The organism is Pseudomonas sp. P9_31 (genome assembly GCF_034008235.1).
Lineage (GTDB): Bacteria > Pseudomonadota > Gammaproteobacteria > Pseudomonadales > Pseudomonadaceae > Aquipseudomonas.
In genome coordinates this window covers 314,144-337,386 of record NZ_CP125375.1, presented here as the reverse complement: position 1 = coordinate 337,386, position 23,243 = coordinate 314,144, and the positions used below count along the sequence as shown (strand labels likewise).

Annotated in this window: 20 protein-coding genes; 11 read left to right on the top strand and 9 right to left on the bottom strand. The window is 60.0% G+C overall.

Annotation, left to right across the window (positions count from 1 at the left end):
• Window positions 1-115: 115 nt before the first annotated feature.
• Genes QMK51_RS01475 through QMK51_RS01465 form a run of 3 tightly spaced genes read left to right on the top strand, consistent with a single transcriptional unit; the run spans window position 116 to window position 4,919 of the window.
• Entirely contained in the window at window positions 116-1,081 is a 966-nt protein-coding gene (locus tag QMK51_RS01475) for an HlyD family secretion protein (protein WP_258698563.1), read from the top strand.
• Window positions 1,078-3,801 (top strand): ribosome-associated ATPase/putative transporter RbbA, encoded by a 2,724-nt coding sequence (gene rbbA / locus QMK51_RS01470; RefSeq protein WP_320392958.1) that lies wholly within the window; start codon window positions 1,078-1,080, stop codon window positions 3,799-3,801. Before QMK51_RS01475 ends, rbbA begins: the two co-directional genes overlap by 4 nt.
• Window positions 3,801-4,919 carry an ABC transporter permease gene (locus QMK51_RS01465; RefSeq protein ID WP_320392957.1) on the top strand — a complete coding sequence of 373 codons (1,119 nt, stop codon included), beginning with the start codon at window positions 3,801-3,803 and terminating at the stop codon, window positions 4,917-4,919. The genes rbbA and QMK51_RS01465 overlap by 1 nt, the downstream gene beginning before the upstream one ends.
• Window positions 4,920-5,005: 86 nt before the next feature.
• On the opposite strand, the gene QMK51_RS01460 is transcribed toward QMK51_RS01465, so the two are convergent.
• Window positions 5,006-5,413 (bottom strand): flagellar basal body-associated protein FliL, encoded by a 408-nt coding sequence (locus QMK51_RS01460; RefSeq protein ID WP_258698560.1) that lies wholly within the window; start codon window positions 5,411-5,413, stop codon window positions 5,006-5,008.
• 150 nt (window positions 5,414-5,563) lie between these two features.
• Between QMK51_RS01460 and QMK51_RS01455 the strand changes: the two genes are divergently transcribed.
• Both QMK51_RS01455 and glpT read left to right on the top strand, forming a co-directional pair.
• Window positions 5,564-6,541: an NADPH:quinone oxidoreductase family protein gene (locus QMK51_RS01455; protein ID WP_320392956.1), complete on the top strand. Its 978-nt coding sequence runs from the start codon at window positions 5,564-5,566 to the stop codon at window positions 6,539-6,541.
• Window positions 6,542-6,746: 205 nt separating this feature from the next.
• A complete protein-coding gene (gene glpT / locus QMK51_RS01450) occupies window positions 6,747-8,096 on the top strand; it encodes a glycerol-3-phosphate transporter (protein WP_320392955.1) in 1,350 nt (449 codons plus the stop codon).
• Here the strand turns inward: glpT and QMK51_RS01445 are convergent.
• A complete protein-coding gene (locus tag QMK51_RS01445; RefSeq protein ID WP_320392954.1) occupies window positions 8,072-8,740 on the bottom strand; it encodes a gamma-glutamylcyclotransferase in 669 nt (222 codons plus the stop codon). The genes glpT and QMK51_RS01445 overlap by 25 nt on opposite strands.
• A 351-nt stretch (window positions 8,741-9,091) precedes the next feature.
• Between QMK51_RS01445 and QMK51_RS01440 the strand changes: the two genes are divergently transcribed.
• Window positions 9,092-9,568 (top strand): sn-glycerol-3-phosphate transporter, encoded by a 477-nt coding sequence (locus QMK51_RS01440; RefSeq protein WP_320392953.1) that lies wholly within the window; start codon window positions 9,092-9,094, stop codon window positions 9,566-9,568.
• Between the two features lie 14 nt (window positions 9,569-9,582).
• On the opposite strand, the gene QMK51_RS01435 is transcribed toward QMK51_RS01440, so the two are convergent.
• The 5 genes from QMK51_RS01435 to QMK51_RS01415 all read right to left on the bottom strand — a co-directional run bounded on the left by QMK51_RS01435 (window position 9,583) and on the right by QMK51_RS01415 (window position 14,820).
• Window positions 9,583-10,551: a CDP-6-deoxy-delta-3,4-glucoseen reductase gene (locus QMK51_RS01435; protein ID WP_320392952.1), complete on the bottom strand. Its 969-nt coding sequence runs from the start codon at window positions 10,549-10,551 to the stop codon at window positions 9,583-9,585.
• The gene (ubiD, locus tag QMK51_RS01430; RefSeq protein ID WP_258698556.1) at window positions 10,551-12,017 is read right to left on the bottom strand and encodes a 4-hydroxy-3-polyprenylbenzoate decarboxylase; all 1,467 of its coding nucleotides are present in this window, start codon (window positions 12,015-12,017) and stop codon (window positions 10,551-10,553) included. The genes QMK51_RS01435 and ubiD overlap by 1 nt, the downstream gene beginning before the upstream one ends.
• 138 nt (window positions 12,018-12,155) lie before the next feature.
• Window positions 12,156-13,415 carry a transcription termination factor Rho gene (rho, locus tag QMK51_RS01425; RefSeq protein ID WP_007899384.1) on the bottom strand — a complete coding sequence of 420 codons (1,260 nt, stop codon included), beginning with the start codon at window positions 13,413-13,415 and terminating at the stop codon, window positions 12,156-12,158.
• Between the two features lie 247 nt (window positions 13,416-13,662).
• Window positions 13,663-13,992: a thioredoxin TrxA gene (gene trxA, locus QMK51_RS01420; RefSeq protein ID WP_003206727.1), complete on the bottom strand. Its 330-nt coding sequence runs from the start codon at window positions 13,990-13,992 to the stop codon at window positions 13,663-13,665.
• Window positions 13,993-14,112: 120 nt separating this feature from the next.
• Complete coding sequence (locus QMK51_RS01415; RefSeq protein WP_258698555.1) at window positions 14,113-14,820, bottom strand: FadR/GntR family transcriptional regulator; 708 nt, start codon at window positions 14,818-14,820, stop codon at window positions 14,113-14,115.
• Window positions 14,821-15,077: 257 nt separating this feature from the next.
• Between QMK51_RS01415 and QMK51_RS01410 the strand changes: the two genes are divergently transcribed.
• The 5 genes from QMK51_RS01410 to ppx all read left to right on the top strand — a co-directional run bounded on the left by QMK51_RS01410 (window position 15,078) and on the right by ppx (window position 19,641).
• Window positions 15,078-15,863 carry a transporter substrate-binding domain-containing protein gene (locus QMK51_RS01410; protein ID WP_320392951.1) on the top strand — a complete coding sequence of 262 codons (786 nt, stop codon included), beginning with the start codon at window positions 15,078-15,080 and terminating at the stop codon, window positions 15,861-15,863.
• Window positions 15,864-15,885: 22 nt separating this feature from the next.
• Window positions 15,886-16,566, top strand: a complete 681-nt coding sequence (locus tag QMK51_RS01405) for an amino acid ABC transporter permease (RefSeq protein WP_258698553.1) — start codon at window positions 15,886-15,888, stop codon at window positions 16,564-16,566.
• Window positions 16,563-17,213, top strand: coding sequence for an amino acid ABC transporter permease (locus QMK51_RS01400; protein ID WP_320392950.1), 651 nt, complete (start codon window positions 16,563-16,565; stop codon window positions 17,211-17,213). Before QMK51_RS01405 ends, QMK51_RS01400 begins: the two co-directional genes overlap by 4 nt.
• Complete coding sequence (locus tag QMK51_RS01395) at window positions 17,200-17,937, top strand: amino acid ABC transporter ATP-binding protein (RefSeq protein ID WP_320392949.1); 738 nt, start codon at window positions 17,200-17,202, stop codon at window positions 17,935-17,937. The genes QMK51_RS01400 and QMK51_RS01395 overlap by 14 nt, the downstream gene beginning before the upstream one ends.
• Window positions 17,938-18,138: 201 nt before the next feature.
• The gene (gene ppx, locus QMK51_RS01390) at window positions 18,139-19,641 is read left to right on the top strand and encodes an exopolyphosphatase (protein WP_320392948.1); all 1,503 of its coding nucleotides are present in this window, start codon (window positions 18,139-18,141) and stop codon (window positions 19,639-19,641) included.
• Window positions 19,642-19,814: 173 nt separating this feature from the next.
• Here ppx and ppk1 read toward each other — a convergent pair whose 3' ends face one another.
• Window positions 19,815-22,037, bottom strand: a complete 2,223-nt coding sequence (gene ppk1 / locus QMK51_RS01385) for a polyphosphate kinase 1 (RefSeq protein ID WP_018927564.1) — start codon at window positions 22,035-22,037, stop codon at window positions 19,815-19,817.
• An 18-nt stretch (window positions 22,038-22,055) separates the two neighbouring features.
• Complete coding sequence (gene hemB, locus QMK51_RS01380; protein ID WP_320392947.1) at window positions 22,056-23,069, bottom strand: porphobilinogen synthase; 1,014 nt, start codon at window positions 23,067-23,069, stop codon at window positions 22,056-22,058.
• Window positions 23,070-23,243 lie beyond the last annotated feature (174 nt).

The window sequence follows — 23,243 nt, the reverse complement described above, 5'->3', positions numbered from 1 at the left end:
CCTGTCACTCTGGTTTACCTTACCGATCGGTCAGGTTTGGCCCTCAGTTGACTGACATCAAGTCGCCCAGGCGCTTGCCTGTCAGACTACGACGCTACAGACGCAGGATGCAGACATGTCGACGCACAGCCGTTCCTCGCTTTTTTTCGCTTTTCTACTGGGGGCTTTGCTACTGGCCGCTGGGGGATTTGGTTATTGGAAGTCGACGCTGAACCGGCTGCCTGCAGGGCTGTATGTCGGCAATGGCCGGCTTGAAGCCACTGAAGTGCAGATCGCCAGCAAGACACCCGGCCGGCTGGCTGAAGTACTGGTGGACGAAGGCGACAAGGTGACCAAAGGCCAACTGCTGGCCCGCATGGACACCCGAACCCTTGAAGCTCAACGCCGTCAGGCTGAAGCCGAAGTGATACGCGCCCGGGAAAACCTCTCCGCCGCCCAGGCCAATGTGCAACTGCGCCAGAGCGAGCAACTGCTTGCCCATCAAGAGCTCAAACGCTCCCAGGAATTGTTCAAGCGCGGGTTCGCCAGTGGCCAGATCATCGACCAACAGCAGTCGCGCTTCGACACCGGTAACGCGGCCGTCACCGCGGCCCGCGCTCAGGTGTCCGCCGTTGGCGCAGCCATTGGCGCGGCTCAGGCACAAGTCGCTCAGTTAACCAGCGAAATTGACGACAGCAGCTTACGGGCCCCCATCGACGGAGTGATTCAGCTTCGCATGGCCGAACCCGGTGAAGTGCTCGGCGCCGGTGGGCGGGTACTGCTGCTGATCGACCCGAACGACCAGTACATGAACCTCTATCTTGCGGCATCCGTGGCCGGACGCCTGGCGGTCGGCGATGATGCGCGGATTCTGCTGGACGCCCTGCCCGGCCAGCCGTTGCCGGCGAAAATCAGTTTCGTGGCGGCCAAATCGCAGTTCACGCCCAAAGAAGTCGAAACCCGCGACGAGCGTCAGAAACTGGTGTTTCGGGTCAAGCTACGCCTGACCCAACCCAGCGCCGTGCCCCAGGCCAAACCGGGGATGCCCGGTAGTGGCTACGTGCGCACCGCTCCCATTGACTGGCCGGCCAATCTTCAATGACCGGCCTGGCACTGAACGCCACGCGCCTTCAGCACCGTTATGGCCAACAGCAGGCGCTGACCGACATCACGTTCAGCCTGCCCGCCGGTATCCGATGCGGGTTGATTGGTCCGGATGGCGCCGGTAAATCCAGCCTGCTGGGATTGATCGCCGGCGTGAAGACGTTACAAGACGGCCAACTGGAAGTGCTCGGTGGCTCGATCCAGGACCGGCGCCACCGCAACAGCCTCTACTCGCGAATCGCGTTCATGCCTCAAGGTTTGGGCGGCAACCTGTACCCTGATCTCTCGATCCGCGAGAACATTCACTTCTTCGCCACACTGTTCGGGCTGTCCGGGGCCGAATGCGATCAGCGCATGCATAGCCTGCTGCTGGCCACTGATCTACTGCGCTTTGCCGAGCGCCCGGCCGGCAAGCTATCGGGCGGAATGAAACAGAAGCTCGGCCTCTGTTGTGCGCTGATCCATGAACCGGACCTGTTGATCCTCGATGAACCGACCACTGGCGTCGATCCCTTGTCCCGGCGGCGCTTCTGGGAGTTGATTGATGACGTTAGGCGCCAACGCCCGCAACTGACGCTACTGGTCGCTACCGCGTATATGGAAGAGGCCGAGCAGTTCGAACACTGCCTGATGCTCGATGGCGGCAAACTGATCGCCGCCGGTTTGAGCCGCGACTTGGGAGCGGCTACCCCCAGCGGCAAGCTCGACGAGGCCTTCACCCATTTTCAGGGCGTCACTGGCCATGACAACCAGCCGCTGGCAATCCCTCCTCGAACCAATGCCACTGCCGACATCGCCATCCAAGCCCATGACCTGACCCTGCGCTTCGGCGATTTCACGGCTGTGGACAAGGTCAGCTTCGCCATCGGCCGCGGCGAGATCTTCGGGTTTCTGGGCTCCAACGGCTGCGGCAAAACCACCACCATGAAAGTGCTCACCGGGCTGATTCCTGCCAGCGAAGGCAGCGCCACGCTGCTGGGCAATCCGGTGAACGCCAAGGATCTGGCCACCCGCAAACGCGTCGGCTTCATGTCCCAGAGCTTCTCGCTGTATGGCGAACTCAGCGTGCGGCAGAACCTGGACTTGCACGCGCGACTGTTCGATTTGCCCAAGGCCGACAGCGCGCAGCGCATCGACGAGCTGATCCAGCGCTTCAACCTGGGCAGCGTCGCTCATCAATCATCCGGTGCACTGCCGCTTGGCCTGCGCCAACGGTTATCCCTGGCGGTGGCGGTACTGCATCGCCCGGAAGTGCTGATCCTCGACGAACCGACCTCTGGCGTCGACCCGGCGGCCCGGGACGATTTTTGGCGACTGCTGATCGAACTGTCCCGCGAACAGGGCGTGACGATTTTCCTGTCCACCCATTTCATGAACGAAGCCCAGCGCTGCGACCGCATTTCACTGATGCATGCCGGCAAGGTACTGGCCTGCGACACCCCGGCAGCCCTGCAACAGCAGTTCAACGGCCAGACACTGGAGGCCGCATTTGTCACCTGCCTGGAACAGGCCCAGGGCCCGAACGCAACGGCGGCGCCACCAGCATCCATCGACGCGACAATCGCACCGACCACACCGATGAAAGATCACGGCTTCAGTTTTGGACGGCTGCGGGCACTGGCGAGTCGTGAAGGCAAGGAACTGCTGCGCGATAAAGTGCGCATGGCCTTCGCCCTGCTCGGGGCGATGCTCATGATGGTGATCTTCGGCTACGGCATTTCCCTGGATGTGGAAAAACTCGCCTTCGCGGTCTACGACCAGGACCAGACCCCGCAAAGCCGGGCTTATCTGGAGGCCTTCCGCGGCTCCCGCTACTTCGATGAGCAACCCCCCATAAGCGATGCGGCGCAGTTGCATCGACGACTGCAGCGCTCGGAAATCAAACTGGCGCTGGAGATCCCGCCAGGGTTCGGCCGAGACCTGTTCGCCGGTCGCCAACCCGCTGTGGCGGCCTGGCTCGATGGCGGCATGCCGTTTCGCGCCGAAACCAGCCGCAACTATGTGGAAGCGGTACACCTGGCCAATCTGGAGCAATTGGCCGAGCAGTCCAGCCCAGCGCCAAACCGGCAAGCAGCGGCCGAACTGGAAACCCGCTTCCGCTACAACCAGGACGTCATCAGCGTCAACGCCATCGGTCCCGGGGTGATGGCGCTGATCCTGGCGTTCATCCCGGCCATGCTGACTGCGCTGGGCATCGTGCGGGAGAAAGAATTGGGCTCGATCACCAACTTCTACGCCACACCGCTGACCCGCCTGGAGTTCCTGCTAGGCAAACAAGCGCCGTATCTGGCCGTCAGCCTGATCAACCTCGCCGTCCTGACGGCCATGAACCGCTGGCTGTTCGGCGTGCCCTTCAAGGGCAGCGCACTGACCCTGGCCTTCGGCGGGCTGCTCTACGTGCTGGCGACCACCAGCATGGGTCTGTTGATTTCGGCGTTCACCCGAACCCAGATCGCCGCCATCCTCGGCACCATGATCATCACCAGTCTGCCGACCATTCAGTTTTCCGGTTTGATCGTGCCGCGCTCGTCCCTTGATGGCGCGGCCGCCGTCATGGGGATGTTGTTTCCGGCGGGCTACTTCCTCGACATCGCCGTCGGCACCTTTACCAAGGCGCTGGATATCCGACAGTTATGGCCGCAATGCCTGGCACTGTTCGGGTTCTTTCTCGGGTTCACCGGGCTTAGCCTGGCCATGCTGAAAAAGCAGGAGGTCTGATGCATAAGCTTGCGCATATCCTGCGTCTTGGTCTCAAGGAACTCACAAGCCTGCGACACGACAGTGTGTTGCTGCTGTTCCTGTTCTACGCCTTCACAGTGGCGATCTACATGCCGGCCGCGGGCTCCGTGATCGGCGTGCACAATGCCAGCGTGGCCATGGTCGATGAAGATCACAGCCACCTGTCACGACAATTGGCCCAAGCCCTGCAACCCCCGGAATTCCAGCCGCCGGTGTCGCTGCCCTATGGGCAAATGGACGAAGTGCTCGACAGCGGGCGATACACCTTCGTGATCAATGTTCCGGCCAATTTCCAGACGGATCTGTTGGCCGGCCGCCAGCCGGCGTTGCAGGTCAACGTCGACGCCACCGCCATGAGCCAGGCGTTCATGGGCGCGGGCTACATCGGACGGATTTTCCAGCGTGAGCTGCTGACTTACAGTGGCCAGGCCGATGCGGCGAGCACGACACCCGTGCGGCTGACGACGCGAGCACTGTTCAATACCAACCTGGAGGGTGGCTGGTTCCTGGCGGTGATTCAGATCGTCAACAACATCACCATCCTCGCCATCATCCTGACCGGCACAGCGCTGCTGCGTGAGCGCGAACACGGCACTCTCGACCATTTGCTGGTGCTGCCACTGACGGCGCTGGAGATCATGCTGGCAAAAATCTGGAGCAACATGCTGGTGGTGGTGCTGTGCACCTGGATCTCGTTGGAGGTGATTGTCAAAGGCGCCCTCGGTGTGCCGCTGGCCGGCTCCATGACTTTGTTCTTACTGGTGACGGCGGTTTATCTGTTCGCCAGCACAGCGCTGGGGATATTTCTCGCGACCCTCGCCCGCTCGACACCGCAGTTCGGCCTGTTGGCGATTCCGGTGATTATCCCGATGTTGCTGCTTTCTGGCGGCAGTACACCGCTCGACAGCATGCCGCAATGGTTGCAATGGGTGATGCAAGGCTCGCCATCGACGCACTTCGTCAGCCTCAGCGCCGCGATACTGTTTCGCGATGCCGGCATCAGCGTGGTCTGGCCGGACTTGCTGGCGTTGAGCGCCATTGGCCTGCTGTTTTTTACCATTGCGCTGATGCGGTTTCGCAGGAGCCTGACGTCCTGACGGACCGGTCGTCCCCCCACAGGATTTGCGCAGTTCCTGTGGGAGCGGGCTCGCTCGCGAAGGGGCCAGCCCAGACAACAAAAGTCTTACTGGATAATGAGGTTGTTGAACAACAAATCCTCAACCACCGGCTTACCGGTTTCATCGCTCATCACTTGCTGGGTCTGCTTCAAGGCTTCCTGACGCAGCTTTTCCTTGGCTTCGACATTGTTCATGGTTTCGGTGGTCTGCTGCGTAAACAACGCCACCAGCTGATTACGGATCAATGGCTCGTTGGCCTTCACCGCTTTGGTCGCCTCTTCGCCGGTCACCCGCAATGCCACATCGGCCTTGTAGACCTTGAGCTTCTGCGTGCCGTCCAACCCATAGTTGCCCACGAACGGCGGGCTCAGGGTGATGTAGTTGACCTTCGGGGCTTCACCTTCTTTGGCTTCTTCGGCCATCGCTGCCACAGGCAGAGACAGGGCCAGCATCAACATGATCCACGCTTTCACAATTCGCTCCTTATCCGGTTTGCGGCCTAGCATAACGACCCGCCGCTCAAGCACAAGCTTATGGCTGACTATCAGGGTCGGGCATGCTCGTTGACCCGTTGACTCACACACCTACACTTATCGGCCATCACTCCCAAAGGAATAGCCCTGATGAAAGCCGTGCTGTGCAAAGCCTTCGGCCCTGCCGAATCGCTGGTGCTGGAAGACGTCGCCAGTCCTGTCGCGAAGAAGAACGAAATCCTGCTGGACGTGCACGCCGCCGGGGTGAACTTCCCGGACACGCTGATCATCGAGGGCAAATACCAGTTCAAACCGCCCTTCCCGTTTTCACCGGGCGGCGAAGCGGCCGGCGTGGTCAGCGCGGTGGGCGAAAAGGTCAGCCACCTCAAGGTCGGTGACCGGGTCATGGCCCTGACAGGATGGGGCAGTTTCGCCGAGCAGGTCGCGGTGCCGGGCTACAACGTGCTGCCGATCCCGCCATCGATGGACTTCAACACCGCCGCCGCATTCAGCATGACCTACGGCACTTCGATGCACGCCCTCAAGCAACGGGGCAACCTGCAACCTGGCGAAACTTTGCTGGTGCTCGGCGCTTCCGGCGGTGTCGGCCTCGCCGCCGTGGAAATCGGCAAAGCCATGGGTGCCCGGGTGATCGCCGCCGCCAGCAGCGCGGAAAAACTCGCGGTGGCCAAGGCCGCCGGTGCCGATGAGTTGATCAACTACAGCGAAACCAGCCTCAAGGACGAGATCAAACGCCTGACCGACGGCCAGGGCGCCGACGTGATTTACGATCCGGTGGGCGGCGACCTGTTCGACCAGGCCATCCGCGCCATCGCCTGGAACGGCCGCCTGCTGGTGATCGGTTTCGCCAGCGGACGCATTCCGGAATTGCCAGTAAACCTGGCGCTGCTCAAGGGCGCAGCGGTGGTCGGCGTGTTCTGGGGCTCCTTCGCCCAACGCCAGCCCCAGGACAACGCGGCGAACTTCCAGCAATTGTTTGGCTGGTTTGCCGAAGGCAAGTTGAAGCCGCTGGTGTCGCAGGTGTATCCGCTGAGCAATGCGGCGCAGGCCATCAATGATCTTGGTCAGCGCAAGGCGGTCGGGAAAGTGGTGGTGCAGGTTCGCTGATTGTTTACCTGACCGAGTCGCAGCCTCGCGACTCGGGTCCACCATCCCTACAACGACCTGCACTTATACCTGAGCGACATGTTCATAAAGGAACATACCACCTCCAACATTTCCGCTGTTTTGCCGATACGAACCGATGCTATTTTCGGTAACGAAACTGTAACATTCGCATCCGCAGTCAAAACAAGAAATCTGGAGCTCTTGAATGTTTGCTTTCTTTCGTCCTGCCGCACATCAGGCTCCATTGCCTGAAGAAAAAATAGACAGCACCTACCGGCGCCTTCGCTGGCAGATCTTCGCCGGGATTTTCATTGGCTATGCGGGTTACTACCTGCTGCGCAAGAACTTCACCCTGGCGTTCCCGGATCTGATCGCCCAGGGCTATACAAAAGGTCAACTGGGTGTAGCCATGTCGGCGATTGCGATCGCCTATGGTCTTTCCAAGTTTCTGATGGGCATCGTGTCCGACCGCTCCAACCCCCGTTACTTCTTACCCTTTGGCCTGGTGGTGTCCGCCGGGGTGATGTTCGTTTTCGGTTTCGCACCGTGGGCGACGTCCAGCGTGACCATGATGTTCATCCTGTTGTTCATCAACGGCTGGGCGCAAGGCATGGGCTGGCCGCCGAGCGGGCGAACCATGGTGCACTGGTGGTCGCAGAAAGAGCGCGGTGGTGTGGTTTCGGTCTGGAACACCGCGCATAACGTCGGCGGCGGTTTGATCGGCCCGCTGGCGATACTCGGCATGGGCTGGTTCAACGACTGGCACAGCAAGTTCTACGTGCCGGCTGCCGTGGCCTTACTGGTCGCCGTATTCGCCTTCATTGTGATGCGCGATACGCCGCAATCGACTGGCCTGCCGCCGATCGAGAAGTACAAGAACGATTACCCGGAAGGCTACGACGCCAGTCACGAAGAAGAATTCAGCGCCAAAGACATCTTCGTCAAATACGTGCTGCGCAACAAAATGCTCTGGTTCATCGCCCTGGCCAACGTCTTCGTCTACTTGCTGCGCTACGGCATTCTGGATTGGGCGCCGACCTACCTCAAAGAGGTCAAGCACTTCGACTTCGACAAAACGTCGTGGGCGTATTTCCTGTACGAGTGGGCAGGCATTCCGGGCACGCTGCTGTGTGGCTGGATGTCGGACAAGATCTTCCGGGGTAACCGTGGCCTGACCGGCATGGTGTTCATGGCGTTGGTGACCGTTGCGACGATCGTGTATTGGCTGAATCCGCCGGGCAACCCGATGATCGATATGATCTCGCTGTTCGCGATCGGCTTCCTGATCTACGGACCGGTGATGCTGGTCGGCCTGCAAGCGCTGGAGCTGGTGCCGAAGAAGGCGGCGGGTACGGCCGCGGGCTTTACCGGTCTGTTCGGTTACTTGGGTGGTTCAGTCGCGGCCAGTGCCATGATGGGCTACACGGTGGACTATTTTGGCTGGGATGGCGGCTTCATTCTGTTGGTCGTTGCCTGCCTGCTGGCGATGGCGTTCCTGGCACCCACCCTGGGCCACAAAAACGTCGCCAGTCAGAGTCGCGAAGCGCTCGCCTGATCGGCCTTTGATTTACAGCGCTTGAGCCGCGCCTCCAGATTCCGGTCTGGCATGGCGTGGCTACGCAGGGCGTGGGCGGTCTGCTCGACATACTCGCGAGTGGTGCCGTAACGCCCGCAAGCGTTTTCGAACACCTGACTCAGCACATGATCTGGCAAGTTGCCGGCATAGCTGGGCAGGTGCCGCTCCAGAACGAATCCCAATGCCTGAACCTGGCTTCCGTCTTCAAGACGGCAGTTGAGCCAGTGTGGGCGATAGGACGGGAATGGCATTTCACGCTGCCAGAGCGCATAAAGCGAAGCTTCGAGTTGTTCTTCGGGCAAGCGATAGGCGAACCCGCTGCAAGAGCCGCCGCGATCCAGACCAAACACCAGCCCCGGCACTTCCGGCGTGCCGCGATGTTCGTGGGACCACAGGTACAAACCGCGATGGTAGCCATGTACGCGACCGCGCACGCGCTCAACCGCCGGACATTCAGGGCGCCAGATCAGCGAACCGTAAGCGAAAAGCCAGACCGGCCCACCCTTGTGGCGGGCCATGGTCGATTGCATCGAGCTGAGCAATTGTTCGTGCGTAAGCTGCGGCCCCAGATCGAGTCGCGGAGGGTAAGCCAGATTCAAAAAAGCAGATTCAATGGCACTCATGGCGATGGAATTTCGGTCCTGCAATTATTACAAAATATAAGCAACCTTCACGCTATAGAACATATAGCAGTAATACCAAAACGAAAAGTGCTAAGAGACCTATGATCTTGCATAACCCCCTAAAAGTTCCAATGCTGAAGCTGGAGGGCTTGGCTATATACCCTAATATCATTTAGGAGAATTCTTAAATACCAGAACGAAATATACATAAGCATTCGGCGCGTCTACGATAAAAACCACTTAGGAGAAACTTCCTACAGACCCTTCGGATTTCCCGCCTGCCCACTGCAGCTAACGTCGCGTATAACGGCCACCAAAGGCGCAAGCCAAACTGCCTCAAAGGCCTGAACAATGAAAAAACCATGGATTTACGCGCTACTTCTGATGCTCACGGCGCAGCACTCGCTAGCGGAGGATACCTCTGAGAAAGACACGGGCTCCTGGTATTTGCAGACCAGCGTCTATACCAAACACTACTCCCACGACCCCGACCACAATAACAATCAGGACCTCATCGGCCTTGAGCGCGAGCAAGCGTCCGGTTGGTTGTTTGGTGGCGCAACTTTTCGCAACTCGTTCAGCCAGCGTTCATATTATGTGTATGCGGGAAAACGCTACGAGAGCGCCGACTATCCCGTGTACATAAAACTCAGTGGCGGTCTGTTGCAAGGTTACAGCGGCAAGTATCAGGACAAGATCCCCCTGAATCACTTCGGGGTCGCGCCGGTGATCATTCCTTCAGTCGGTGCGCACTACGGACCGTTGACAGCCGAGCTGGCGTTGCTCGGCTTCAATGCCGTCATGGTGACGACCGGCGTGCGCTTCTAGAACGACTCGCCCACCTACGATCGCGGGGCGTAAGCAAATACATCCGCGCGCATTTGATGGGCATCCATCCCCGCTTCGACCAACGCATCCAGCGTGCCGTAAACCATGGCCGGAGAGCCGCTGGCATAGACGTGCAAGGCTTTCAGATCAGAGAAATCCTCACACACGGCTTCATGCAGCATCCCGCAGCGCCCTTCCCAGCCACATTGATCGCTGACGACTTTATGCAGGAACAGATTGGGTAATTTCAGCCATTCATCCCAATGTTCGATTTCATAAAAATCTTCGGGACGACGCACGCCCCAATACAGATGCACCGGATGCTTGAAACCCGTGGCCCGGCAATGTTCGATCAGGCTATGGATCTGGCCCATGCCGGTACCGGCAGCAATCAATACCAGTGGACCGTCAGGTAGTTCCGCCAGATGGGTATCGCCGAACGGCATTTCGATCCGAACCATGGCGTTGCGTTGCAGCTGCGCGATCAGGCTCAACGCACTGCTTTCGCGCGCCAGCACATGAATTTCCAGATCACGTCCCGAATGCGGCGCAGAGGCCAGGGAGAAGGCCGACTTCTCGCCATTCTCACGCTCGATCATCAGGTACTGGCCGGCGTGATAGCGCGGCGGCTTGCCCGCTGGCGCCCGTAGACGCACGCGCCAGGTATCGCCGCCGACGTCTCTGCACTCAATGACCTGACACGACACGCTACGCACCGGCAGTTCTCCCAGCGCGAGCACGCCATCCCACAGCACGATGCAGTCTTCCAGCGGCTCTGCAATGCAAGTGTAGAACTCACCATGGTCGCGCACATCACCGGCCTGTTCGACCCGCCCTTCCACCAACAATGCGCCGCACACATGGCAATTGCCGTTGCGACAGCTTTGCGGGCATTCATAGCCCAGGCGCCGCGCGCCATCGAGAATCCGCTCGCCGGGCAGAATCTGTAGCACTGCTCCGGAGGGCTGCAAAGTTACACGCATCAATCTATTCCTAACTGATTCCAGATGGCATCGATCCGTTGGGTAACGGCTTCATCCTTGACGATGACCCGGCCCCACTCGCGAGTGGTTTCGCCCGGCCATTTATGCGTGGCATCGAGCCCCATCTTCGAACCCAGGCCGGAGACCGGCGAGGCGAAGTCCAGGTAGTCGATCGGCGTGTTGTCGATCATCACCGTGTCGCGCTTGGGGTCCATGCGCGTGGTAATGGCCCAGATCACGTCGTTCCAGTCCCGTGCGTTGATATCGTCGTCGGTGACGATAACGAACTTGGTGTACATGAACTGTCGCAAAAACGACCAGACACCGAGCATTACCCGCTTGGCATGACCGGGATATGACTTCTTCATGGTCACGATGGCCATGCGGTATGAGCAGCCTTCAGGCGGCAGGTAGAAATCAGTGATCTCCGGGAACTGCTTTTGCAGGATCGGCACGAACACTTCGTTCAGCGCCACGCCGAGAATCGCCGGCTCATCCGGCGGACGGCCGGTGTAGGTGCTGTGGTAGATCGGTTTGATCCGGTGGGTGATGCGCTCGACGGTGAACACCGGGAAGCTGTCGACTTCGTTGTAGTAGCCGGTGTGGTCGCCGTATGGACCTTCATCGGCCATTTCACCCGGATGGATCACGCCTTCGAGGATGATTTCGGCGGTAGCCGGCACTTGCAGGTCATTGCCGCGGCATTTCACCAGTTCGGTGCGATTGCCGCGCAGCAGACCAGCGAAGGCGTATTCGGAGAGACTGTCCGGCACCGGCGTCACGGCGCCAAGAATGGTTGCCGGGTCAGCGCCCAGTGCGACGGAAACCGGGAACGGCTGGCCGGGGTGTTTCTCGCACCACTCGCGATAATCCAGCGCGCCGCCACGGTGGCTCAACCAGCGCATGATCACCTTGTTGCGGCCGATCACTTGCTGACGGTAGATGCCGAGGTTCTGCCGATCCTTGTTCGGACCTTTGGTGACGGTCAGGCCCCAGGTGATCAGCGGACCGACGTCGCCTGGCCAGCAGGTCTGCACCGGCAGCATCGCCAGATCGACATCATCGCCTTCAATGACCACTTCCTGGCAGACCGCGTCTTTGACCACTTTCGGCGCCATCGAGATGATCTTGCGGAAGATCGGCAGCTTGGACCAGGCGTCCTTCAAACCTTTCGGCGGCTCGGGTTCCTTGAGGAACGCCAGCAGCTTGCCAATTTCGCGCAGCTCGCTGACCGCTTCTGCACCCATGCCCAGCGCCACGCGCTCAGGCGTGCCAAACAGGTTGCCGAGCACAGGGATGTCATAACCGGTCGGGTTTTCGAAAAGCAGGGCCGGGCCTTTGGCGCGCAATGTGCGGTCGCAGACCTCGGTCATTTCGAGCACTGGGGACACCGGAACCTGGATGCGCTTGAGTTCGCCGCGCTTTTCCAGGCCGCTGATAAAGTCGCGCAAGTCGCGATACTGCATGCGTGAGCCTCGTTTTGGCCGTGGCGTTCGGGGGTGGCAGTTTAGCGCCGAACCCCTCAGTTCAGAACCACGAACTGCCGTTGATCAAAAATCAGATAGCAAAAAGCCGGGTTTCCCCGGCTTTTTGGCCTGTTCGATTTACTTGCGTTTCATCGACAGGAAGAACTCATCGTTGGTCTTGGTCTGTTTCAGCTTGTCGACCAGGAACTCGATGGCAGAGACTTCGTCCATCGGGTGCAACAGCTTGCGCAGGATCCACATACGCTGCAGTTCGTCGTCGGCCGTCAGCAACTCTTCGCGGCGAGTACCGGAACGGTTGATGTTGATGGCCGGGAACACACGCTTTTCGGCGATCTTGCGATCCAGAGGCAGTTCCATGTTGCCGGTGCCTTTGAATTCCTCGTAGATCACTTCGTCCATCTTCGAGCCGGTTTCAACCAGCGCGGTAGCGATGATGGTCAGCGAACCGCCTTCTTCGATGTTCCGTGCAGCGCCGAAGAAACGTTTCGGTTTCTCCAGGGCGTGAGCATCGACACCACCAGTCAGCACCTTGCCGGAGCTCGGGATCACGGTGTTATAGGCACGTGCCAGACGGGTGATGGAGTCGAGCAGGATCACCACGTCCTTCTTGTGCTCGACCAGGCGCTTGGCCTTCTCGATGACCATTTCGGCAACCTGCACGTGGCGGGTTGGCGGCTCGTCGAATGTCGAGGCAACCACTTCGCCGCGCACGGTGCGCTGCATCTCGGTCACTTCTTCCGGACGTTCGTCGATCAGCAATACGATCAGATGAACTTCAGGATTGTTACGTGCGATGTTCGCCGCAATGTTCTGCAGCATGATCGTTTTACCGGCTTTCGGCGGAGCAACGATCAGGCCGCGCTGGCCTTTGCCGATCGGGGCGCACAGGTCGATGACACGACCGGTCAAGTCTTCGGTGGAACCGTTGCCGGCTTCCATTTTCATGCGCACGGTCGGGAACAGCGGGGTCAGGTTCTCGAAGAGAATCTTGTTTTTCGCGTTCTCGGGACGATCGTAGTTGATCGTGTCGACCTTGAGCAGCGCGAAATACCGCTCGCCTTCCTTTGGAGGACGGATCTTGCCAACGATGGTGTCACCGGTGCGCAAGTTGAAGCGGCGGATCTGGCTCGGCGAGACGTAGATATCGTCCGGGCCGGCAAGATAGGAAGCGTCAGCGGAGCGCAGGAAGCCGAAGCCGTCCTGGAGAATCTCCAGCACGCCATCACCGGAGATTTCCTCGCCGCTTTTAGCGTGCTTTTTGAGCAGGGAGAAAATCACGTCCTGCTTGCGCGAACGGGCCATATTTTCTATGCCCATCTGTTCGGCCAATTCGAGCAGTTCGGTAATCGGCTTTTGCTTGAGTTCAGTCAGATTCATATAGGAATGACGTAATCATTTATGGAGGGGGGAAATTAAGCTTTTGGCTTAATGAGGCCGCGCCGCAGAGAAGGCGACAGGATCGCGTACTTATTCGAAAAGGAGTGCGTCGGCGACGGCTAGCAGGGGGCAGTGGAGAAACCAGTGCGGGGCCGAATGTACCACCTGAGTTTCGGAGCGTCTAGCCCTCAATAACGAAAAGGCCCCGCAATATGCGGGGCCTTTTCATGACGCTTTATAACAACGCTTAGATGTTGGCGTCGAGGAAGGCCGCCAGTTGCGACTTCGACAGCGCGCCAACCTTGGTGGCTTCGACGTTGCCGTTCTTGAACAGCATCAGCGTCGGGATACCACGCACGCCGTGCTTGGCCGGAGTTTCCTGGTTCTCGTCGATGTTCAGTTTGGCAACGGTCAGCTTGCCTTTGTAGGTTTCAGCGATTTCGTCCAGAACAGGAGCGATCATTTTGCAAGGGCCGCACCATTCAGCCCAGTAGTCGACCAGTACAGCGCCTTCGGCCTTGAGTACGTCAGCCTCGAAGCTAGCGTCGCTAACGTGTTTGATAAGATCGCTGCTCATGGAAGTCTCCAGGTTGTAAGCAAAAAAACGTGGCCCATCATAGCTGCCCTTCCCCCGTTCAGGAAGCCGCAGATGATTGAGTCTCGCTATGGTGCCCCATGAATTTGGGTATAGCTCAAGTCACGAGGTGGCGGGAGCGACGAAGGCAATTCCGGTGCGCAGGGCGGCGTTGCGTACGTGTTCCTGCATGGCCTTCTGCGCGGCACCTGAGGCCCGGCGAGCCAGCGCACGGAGGATTTTACGGTGTTCCTGCCAGGTTTCCATGGCCCGTTCGGCCCGGATGAACGGTAGCTTCTGGCTCTCCAGGAAGATGTCGGCGCTGGCCGTCAGGATGCTCAGCATCGCCTGATTGCCGCTGGCCAGGAGGATGCGCCGGTGAAACTCGAAGTCCAGTCGCGCCGCCGCATCGAAGTCGGCGGCACGCAGTTCGTTGCGCATGGCAGCGACATTGTCTTCCAGGGCATCGAGCTCATCGGTGCTCAGGGTCACGGCTGCCAACCCGGCGGCAAAACCTTCCAGCGCGTAGCGCAACTGGAAGATGTCCAACGGCGATGCCTGGGCCGCGAACGGCCAGCCCGGCGTCGCATCACCCCGGGGCAAATCGACCGGTGACTGCACGAACACGCCCTTGCCCGGCTGGATACTGATCACGCCCAGCGCACTCAGGGACGACAACGCCTCGCGGAGCGACGCCCGACTGACCCCCAATTGCACCGCTAGGTCCCGTTGCGAGGGCAACGCATCCCCCGCCCCGAAGCCTTGCTCGGTGATCAGTTTGCGGATGGCTTGCAGCGCCACTTCGGGCACCGCGCGAGAGATCGAGTTCATGATTGTTTTGGATGAGCCAGGCCAATGAACGGCTAGTTGTAAAGCTATTCGCGACGTCCGGCAAGTCGTGCCCCATGGGGGTTCGAGTATTTTCACGGGTGCGCCATCAGGGTGCGAAATGCCACCTGACTGTTCAGACCAGTAAGACCGATAGACACCAGCAAAACCGTGGCCTGCGGCCCTCAAAAACGAATCTTGGCATGACCCGTGCTCTGTCGATCCGCAGAAATCACTTCCCGCCGATCCGGAGATTTGCCATGACTCAGCGTTATAGCGCCCTTCTCGCCGCCCTGTTTGCCAGCCTGATGCTGAGCCAGGCACCCGCCCACGCCGACGGTCTGGAGGATGTGGTCAAACGCGGCACCCTCAAAGTTGCCGTGCCCCAGGACTTCCCGCCGTTCGGCTCGGTCGGCCCGGACATGAAACCTCGCGGCCTCGATATCGACACCGCCAAACTGCTGGCCGACCAGCTCAAGGTCAAACTCGAACTGACCCCGGTCAACAGCACCAACCGCATCCCGTTCCTGACCACCGGCAAGGTCGACCTGGTGATTTCCAGCCTCGGCAAGAACCCTGAGCGCGAGAAAGTCATCGACTTCTCCCGTGCCTATGCGCCGTTCTACCTCGCCGTGTTCGGCCCGCCAGACGCCGCCATCAAGGGTCTGGACGATCTCAAGGGCAAAACCATCAGCGTCACCCGTGGCGCCATCGAAGACATCGAGCTGACCAAAGTCGCCCCCGAAGGCGCAACCATCAAACGCTTCGAAGACAACAACTCGACCATCGCCGCCTACCTCGCGGGGCAAGTCGACCTTATCGCCAGCGGCAACGTGGTGATGGTGGCGATCAGCGAGAAAAACCCGAAACGCGTGCCAGCCCTGAAAGTGAAGCTCAAGGACTCGCCGGTTTACGTTGGCGTGAACAAGAACGAGCCGGCGCTGCTGGGCAAGGTCAACGACATCCTCACCACGGCCAAGGCTGACGGTGCGCTGGAAAAGAACGCGCAAAACTGGCTGAAAGAGCCGCTGCCGGCCGATCTCTGATCGTTCGCGCGGGAGACGACTTATGGCTTATCAGTTCGATTTCTTGCCGGTGGTGGAAAACACCGATCTGCTGCTACGCGGTGCGCTGTTCACCCTTGAACTGACGGCCATCGGCGCGTTACTCGGGGTGAGCGTAGGCATCGTCGGGGCGCTGGTGCGGGCGTGGAACATCCGCCCGTTTGCCGGCATTTTCGGGGTCTACGTCGAGTTGATCCGCAACACGCCCTTCCTGGTGCAGTTGTTTTTCATCTTCTTCGGTTTACCGTCGCTGGGCCTGCAGATTTCCGAATGGCAGGCGGCGGTGCTGGCGATGGTGATCAACCTGGGCGCCTATTCGACCGAGATCATCCGCGCCGGCATTCAGGCGATCCCCCGTGGGCAGCTGGAAGCCGCGGCCGCCTTGGCGATGACTCGCCTCGAAGCCTTCCGCCACGTGGTTCTGCTGCCGGCGCTGGGCAAGGTCTGGCCGGCCCTGAGCAGCCAGATCATCATCGTCATGCTCGGCTCGGCGGTCTGTTCGCAGATCGCCACCGAAGAGTTGAGCTTCGCCGCCAACTTCATTCAATCGCGCAACTTTCGCGCCTTTGAAACCTATGCCCTGACCACACTGATCTACCTGTGCATGGCGCTGCTGATCCGCCAATTGCTGAACTGGATCGGCCGCCGGTTTATATCAAGAAGCAGCGTAAGGACCAGTCAATGAGCGACTTTACCTTCTGGGACATCCTGCGCAACCTGCTCACGGGCCTGCAATGGACCTTGGCCTTGTCGCTGGTGGCGTTTATCGGCGGCGGGGTGATCGGCCTGCTGATCATGGTGATGCGGATTTCAAAAAAATCCCTGCCCAGCCACTTCGCCCGCACCTACATCGAACTGTTCCAGGGCACGCCGTTGTTGATGCAGCTGTTTCTGGTGTTCTTCGGTGTGGCATTGGCCGGCGTGGAAATTTCACCGTGGATGGCGGCGGCGATTGCGTTGACGCTGTTCACCAGTGCTTACCTGGCGGAGATCTGGCGCGGTTGCGTCGACTCGATCCCCAACGGCCAGTGGGAAGCCTCGTCGAGCCTGGCGCTCAACCCGCTGGAGCAACTGCGTTACGTGATCCTGCCGCAAGCATTGCGCATCGCCGTGGCGCCGACCGTGGGCTTTTCGGTGCAAGTGGTCAAAGGCACCGCCGTCACCTCGATCATCGGCTTCACCGAACTGACCAAAACCGGCGGCATGCTCGCCAACGCGACCTTCGAGCCGTTCATGGTTTACGGCCTCGTCGCCCTCGGTTACTTCCTGCTCTGCTACCCCTTGTCCCTCAGTGCGCGCTACCTGGAAAGGAGACTGCATGCCTCTGCTTAGAATTTCCGCCCTGCATAAATATTACGGCGACCACCATGTGCTCAAAGGCATCGACCTGAGTGTCGAAGAAGGCCAGGTCGTGGCGATCATCGGCCGCAGTGGCTCGGGCAAGTCCACCTTGTTGCGCACCCTCAATGGCCTGGAGTCGATCAATGACGGCGTGATCGAAGTCGACGGCGAATACCTCGACGCCGCCCGCGCCGACCTGCGCAGCCTGCGGCAGAAAGTCGGGATGGTGTTCCAGCAGTTCAACCTGTTCCCGCACCTGACCGTCGGCGAGAACGTCATGCTCGCGCCGCAAGTGGTGCAGAAAGTGCCAAAAGCCAGAGCCGCCGAACTGGCGCGAGAGATGCTGGAGCGGGTCGGGCTGGGGGAGAAATTCGACGCCTTCCCGGATCGACTCTCCGGCGGCCAGCAACAGCGCGTGGCAATCGCCCGGGCGCTGGCCATGTCGCCGAAAGTCTTGTTGTGCGATGAAATTACCTCGGCCCTGGACCCGGAACTGGTCAACGAAGTGTTGAGCGTGGTCCGGCAACTGGCCAAGGAAGGCATGACGCTGATCATGGTCACTCATGAAATGCGCTTTGCCCGCGAGGTTGGGGACAAGTTGGTGTTCATGCACCAGGGCAAAGTGCATGAGGTGGGGGATCCGAAGATTCTGTTTGCCAACCCGCAGACGGCGGAGTTGGCGAATTTCATTGGGACCGTCGAGGCGGCGGGCTGAGGGATACGCAGCGTCTTTGAGAACGTCATCGCGAGCAGGCTCGCTCCCACATTGGCTCTGTGTCAGCCGCAAGATTGAAGGCAACATGGGATCCTGTGGGAGCGAGCCTGCTCGCGATTGACCGCAAAGCGGTCACCTGCGCGTTGGCGCGAGCGTTTGATCGTGGCACGATGTCGGGGTTATCGACCGAGACCCCTGACCATGCCGCTACCCCAAGTCAAGAATCTGTCCCTGATCGCCGCCATCGACCTGGGCTCCAACAGCTTTCACATGGTCGTGGCCAAGGCCCAGAACGGCGAAATCCGGATTCTCGAGCGTCTCGGGGAGAAGGTCCAGCTGGCCGCCGGCATCGACGAAGAACGTCAACTCAGCGAAGAATCGATGCAGCGCGGGCTCGATTGCCTGAAGCGTTTTGCCCAACTGATCAACGGTATGCCACCCGGCACCGTGCGGATCGTCGGCACCAACGCCCTGCGCGAAGCCCGTAACCGCGGCGAATTCATCCACCGCGCCGAAGAAATCCTCGGCCATCCGGTAGAAGTCATCTCCGGCCGTGAAGAAGCGCGCCTGATTTACCTCGGCGTCTCCCACACCCTCGCCGATACCCCGGGCAAACGCCTGGTGGCCGACATCGGCGGCGGCAGTACCGAATTCATCATCGGCCAGCGCTTCGAACCATTGCTGCGTGAAAGCCTGCAAATGGGTTGCGTCAGCTACACCCAACGTTATTTCAAGGACGGCAAGATCACCCCGGCCCGCTACGCCCAGGCGTACACCGCGGCGCGGCTGGAGATCATGAGCATCGAACACGCCCTGCACCGCCTGACCTGGGATGAAGCCATCGGCTCCTCGGGCACCATTCGCGCCATTGGCCTGGCGCTGAAGGCCGGCGGGCATGGCACTGGCGAGGTGAATGCCGAAGGCCTGGCCTGGCTCAAGCGCAAGCTGATCAAACTCGGCGATGTCGAGAAAATCGACTTCGAAGGCATCAAGCCCGACCGCCGGGCGATCTTCCCCGCTGGTCTGGCGATTCTCGAAGCGATCTTCGATGCCCTCGAGCTGCAACGCATGGACCACTGTGAAGGCGCCCTGCGCGAAGGCGTGCTCTATGATCTGCTGGGCCGTCATCATCACGAAGACGTCCGTGAACGCACGCTCAGCTCGTTGATGGAGCGTTACCACGTCGACCTCGAACAAGCGGCACGAGTCGAACGCAAGGCGCTGCATGCCTTCGATCAAGTGGCTGAGGATTGGGAGCTGGATGACGGCGTCTGGCGCGAGCTGCTGAGCTGGGCGGCCAAGGTCCATGAGGTGGGCCTGGACATCGCACACTATCAGTACCACAAGCACGGCGCCTACCTGATCGAGCACTCGGACCTGGCCGGATTCTCCCGCGAAGACCAGCAAATGCTCGCGCTTCTGGTGCGGGGCCACCGACGCAACATTCCCAAGGACAAGTTCGCCGAATTCGGCGACGACGGCATCAAGCTGATTCGTCTGTGCGTGCTGCTGCGCTTTGCGATCCTGTTCCACCACATCCGCGGCACCCAGGAAATGCCTCAGGTCGTATTGCGCGCCAACGGCCATAGCCTGGACGTGTTGTTCCCGGAACACTGGCTGGACGACAACCAGCTGACCCAGGCCGACTTCGCCCTCGAAGCGGAATGGCTGACCCGCGTCAGCTTCGTGCTGAACGTCCGCTAAACTCTGTGGCGAGGGAGCTTGCTCCCGCTGGGCTGCGAAGCGGCCCCAAAAAGAGGGACTGCTGCGCAGTCCAACGGGAGCAAGCTCCCTCGCCACAAGTCATTCACCGCTCGGGCGGGGTAAAAAAGGGCGATCCATGCGGATCGCCCTTTTTTGTATCAACCGAATCTACGTTAACGAACAGCCAGAATCGGGCTGCCCAAGCGCTCAAGCAACGTTGCCTGGGCACTGCGCGGGTTCTGGTTGCCGGTCGGCGTATTGCGCACGTAGCGACCGTCCGACTGCAGGCTCCAGCTGTGAGTGTTATCGGTGAGATAAAGCTCCAGCTCTTTCTTGACCCGCAAAATCAGCTTCTTGCCTTCAACCGGGAAGCAAGTCTCGACGCGCTTGTCGAGGTTGCGCTCCATCCAGTCGGCACTGGACAGGAACATCTGCTCTTCGCCGCCGTTGAGGAAGTAGAAGACCCGGGTGTGTTCCAGGAAGCGGCCGATGATCGAGCGCACATGGATGTTGTGCGAGACCCCGGCGATGCCCGGTCGCAGGCAGCACATGCCGCGCACCACCAGATCGATACGCACCCCGGACTGACTGGCCTTGTACAACGCGCGGATGACCTTCGGATCGGTCAGCGAGTTGAACTTGGCAATGATGTGCGCCGGTTTGCCGTCCAGAGCGAACTGAGTCTCCCGGGCAATCATGTCGAGCATGCCCTTCTTCAACGTGAACGGCGCGTGCAGCAGTTTCTTCATGCGCAGGGTTTTACCCATGCCAATCAACTGGCTGAACAGTTTGCCGACGTCTTCGCACAAGGCATCGTCGGAGGTCAGCAGGCTGTAGTCGGTGTACAGACGGGCGTTGGCCGCGTGGTAGTTGCCGGTACCCAAGTGAGCGTAACGGACAATCTCGCCAGCCTCGCGGCGCAGAATCAGCATCATTTTGGCGTGGGTCTTGAAGCCCACCACGCCATAAATCACCACCGCACCGGCCGCTTGCAGACGGCTGGCCAGTTGCAGGTTGGATTCTTCGTCGAACCGCGCGCGCAATTCGATGACCGCCGTCACTTCCTTGCCGTTACGCGCCGCGTCCACCAGCGCATCGACGATTTCCGAGTTGGCGCCGCTGCGATACAACGTCTGGCGAACCGCCAACACGTGCGGATCCTTGGCCGCCTGGCGCAGCAAGTCGACCACCGGGGTGAACGACTCGAACGGGTGCAGCAGCAGGATGTCCTGCTTGCTGATCACGCTGAAAATGTTCTCGCTGTTTTGCAGCAGTTTCGGGATCTGCGGAGTAAACGGCGTGTATTGCAGCTCCGGGTGACTGTCCAGGCCGGTGATGCTGAACAGCCGGGTCAGGTTGACCGGACCGTTGACCTGATACAGCTCGGTCTCCTGCAGGTTGAACTGCTTGAGCAGGTAATCGGACAGGTGTTTCGGGCAGGTGTCAGCCACTTCCAGCCGCACCGCGTCACCGTAGCGACGGGAGAACAACTCGCCGCGCAGCGCGCGTGCCAGGTCTTCCACGTCTTCGGTATCGACCGCGAGGTCGGCGTTGCGGGTCAGGCGGAACTGGTAGCAGCCCTTGACCTTCATGCCCTGGAACAGGTCATCGGCGTGGGCGTGGATCATCGACGACAGGAACACGTAGTTGTCGCCTGGGCCACCGACTTCTTCCGGCACCTTGATGATCCGCGGCAGCAGACGTGGTGCAGGAATAATCGCCAGACCGGAATCGCGACCGAAGGCGTCGATGCCTTCGAGCTCGACGATGAAGTTCAGGCTCTTGTTCACCAGCAACGGGAACGGGTGCGTCGGGTCGAGGCCGATCGGGGTGATGATCGGCGCGATCTCGTCGCGGAAATAACGGCGAACCCAGGTCTTGAGCTTGGTGGTCCAGTAGCGGCGACGAATGAAGCGGACCTGATGTTTTTCCAGTTCCGGCAACAGAATGTCGTTGAGGATCGCGTATTGACGGTCGACGTGACCGTGCACCAACTCGCTGATACGGGCCAGGGCCTGATGCGGTTGCAGGCCATCGGCACCGGCCTGTTCGCGGGCAAAGGTAATTTGTTTCTTCAGGCCGGCCACACGAATCTCGAAGAACTCGTCCAGGTTGCTGGAGAAGATCAACAGAAACTTCAGCCGCTCCAGCAATGGGTAGGACTCATCCAGCGCCTGTTCCAGCACGCGGATGTTGAACTGCAGTTGCGAGAGCTCGCGATGGATGTACAGGCTGCTGTCATCCAGACCGGGAATGGCAATCGCTGGCGCCGCAACAACCGGCTCGGCCACCACCGCCGGTGGAGCTGGCTCCAGCTCCGGCGGGGTTTCGGCGATTTGCTCCACCACAGGTTGAGCGTCTTTTACGGCAACTTCAGTGAGTCCTTCGGTATTCATCGAATGTTCCTGGGAGGGCTATTTTTGCTCTCGTAACAATTGAGCGGCACGGACGGCAAAGTAAGTCAGGATGCCATCAGCGCCTGCACGTTTAAAAGCGGTCAGGGATTCGAGAATAACCCCTTCGCTCAACCAGCCATTCTGGATCGCCGCCATGTGCATGGCGTATTCACCGCTGACCTGATAGACAAAGGTCGGCACTTTGAACGTTTCCTTGACCCGGTAAAGGATGTCCAGATACGGCATGCCTGGCTTGACCATGACCATGTCCGCGCCTTCTGACAAGTCCGCCGCCACTTCGTGCAGGGCTTCGTTGCTGTTGGCCGGGTCCATTTGATAGGAGGCCTTGTTGGCCTTGCCCAGGTTCAGCGCCGAACCCACCGCATCGCGGAATGGGCCGTAATAGGCACTGGCGTACTTGGCCGAATAGGCCATGATCCGCACATTGACGTGGCCGGCCAGCTCCAGCGCTTCGCGAATCCCCTGAATGCGGCCGTCCATCATGTCCGACGGGGCCACCACCTGGGCACCGGCTTCGGCGTGGGACAGGGCCTGTTTGACCAGCGCGTCGACGGTGATGTCGTTCTGCACGTAGCCTTCTTCGTCGAGAATGCCGTCCTGACCGTGGGTGGTGAACGGGTCCAGGGCGACGTCGGTGATCACACCCAGTTCAGGGAACCGCGCGCGCAAGGCACGAGTAGCACGCTGGGCGATGCCGTTGGGGTTCCAGGCTTCGGCGGCGTCCAGGGATTTGAGCTCCGGTGGCGTCACCGGGAACAGTGCCAATGCCGGAATCCCCAGCTCGACCCACTTGGCGGCCTCTTCGAGCAACAGATCGATGGTCAGGCGTTCGACGCCCGGCATCGAGGCCACCGCTTCGCGACGGTTTTCACCGTCCAGCACAAACACCGGCAGGATCAGATCGTCGACGGTCAGAACGTTTTCACGGACCAGTCGACGCGAAAAATCATCACGGCGATTGCGACGCAGGCGGGTTGCAGGAAACAAACGGTTGGCGGGGGTAAAGCTCACGGCAGACTCCTGAGCCCGCGCTGGCGGGCGAGCGTGACAGTTATAAGCGGCCATTATGACGAACGCATGACAGTTATGTGCACCCCTAGAGCCGCATTCCATTGTCCTTGTAGGAAATGTTCACGTCGAGACACATTTGGACACTTTCATGAATGTGCACGAAGGGTTAGGCTG

Excerpts from the sequence above, each read along its gene's own strand:
- QMK51_RS01475 (WP_258698563.1), top strand. The coding sequence starts at position 116 with ATGTCGACGCACAGCCGTTCCTCGCTTTTTTTCGCTTTTCTACTGGGG.
- rbbA (WP_320392958.1), top strand. The coding sequence starts at position 1,078 with ATGACCGGCCTGGCACTGAACGCCACGCGCCTTCAGCACCGTTATGGC.
- QMK51_RS01465 (WP_320392957.1), top strand. The coding sequence starts at position 3,801 with ATGCATAAGCTTGCGCATATCCTGCGTCTTGGTCTCAAGGAACTCACA.
- QMK51_RS01455 (WP_320392956.1), top strand. The coding sequence starts at position 5,564 with ATGAAAGCCGTGCTGTGCAAAGCCTTCGGCCCTGCCGAATCGCTGGTG.
- glpT (WP_320392955.1), top strand. The coding sequence starts at position 6,747 with ATGTTTGCTTTCTTTCGTCCTGCCGCACATCAGGCTCCATTGCCTGAA.
- QMK51_RS01445 (WP_320392954.1), bottom strand. The coding sequence starts at position 8,740 with ATGAGTGCCATTGAATCTGCTTTTTTGAATCTGGCTTACCCTCCGCGA.
- QMK51_RS01440 (WP_320392953.1), top strand. The coding sequence starts at position 9,092 with ATGAAAAAACCATGGATTTACGCGCTACTTCTGATGCTCACGGCGCAG.
- QMK51_RS01435 (WP_320392952.1), bottom strand. The coding sequence starts at position 10,551 with ATGCGTGTAACTTTGCAGCCCTCCGGAGCAGTGCTACAGATTCTGCCC.
- ubiD (WP_258698556.1), bottom strand. The coding sequence starts at position 12,017 with ATGCAGTATCGCGACTTGCGCGACTTTATCAGCGGCCTGGAAAAGCGC.
- rho (WP_007899384.1), bottom strand. The coding sequence starts at position 13,415 with ATGAATCTGACTGAACTCAAGCAAAAGCCGATTACCGAACTGCTCGAA.
- trxA (WP_003206727.1), bottom strand. The coding sequence starts at position 13,992 with ATGAGCAGCGATCTTATCAAACACGTTAGCGACGCTAGCTTCGAGGCT.
- QMK51_RS01415 (WP_258698555.1), bottom strand. The coding sequence starts at position 14,820 with ATGAACTCGATCTCTCGCGCGGTGCCCGAAGTGGCGCTGCAAGCCATC.
- QMK51_RS01410 (WP_320392951.1), top strand. The coding sequence starts at position 15,078 with ATGACTCAGCGTTATAGCGCCCTTCTCGCCGCCCTGTTTGCCAGCCTG.
- QMK51_RS01405 (WP_258698553.1), top strand. The coding sequence starts at position 15,886 with ATGGCTTATCAGTTCGATTTCTTGCCGGTGGTGGAAAACACCGATCTG.
- QMK51_RS01400 (WP_320392950.1), top strand. The coding sequence starts at position 16,563 with ATGAGCGACTTTACCTTCTGGGACATCCTGCGCAACCTGCTCACGGGC.
- QMK51_RS01395 (WP_320392949.1), top strand. The coding sequence starts at position 17,200 with ATGCCTCTGCTTAGAATTTCCGCCCTGCATAAATATTACGGCGACCAC.
- ppx (WP_320392948.1), top strand. The coding sequence starts at position 18,139 with ATGCCGCTACCCCAAGTCAAGAATCTGTCCCTGATCGCCGCCATCGAC.
- ppk1 (WP_018927564.1), bottom strand. The coding sequence starts at position 22,037 with ATGAATACCGAAGGACTCACTGAAGTTGCCGTAAAAGACGCTCAACCT.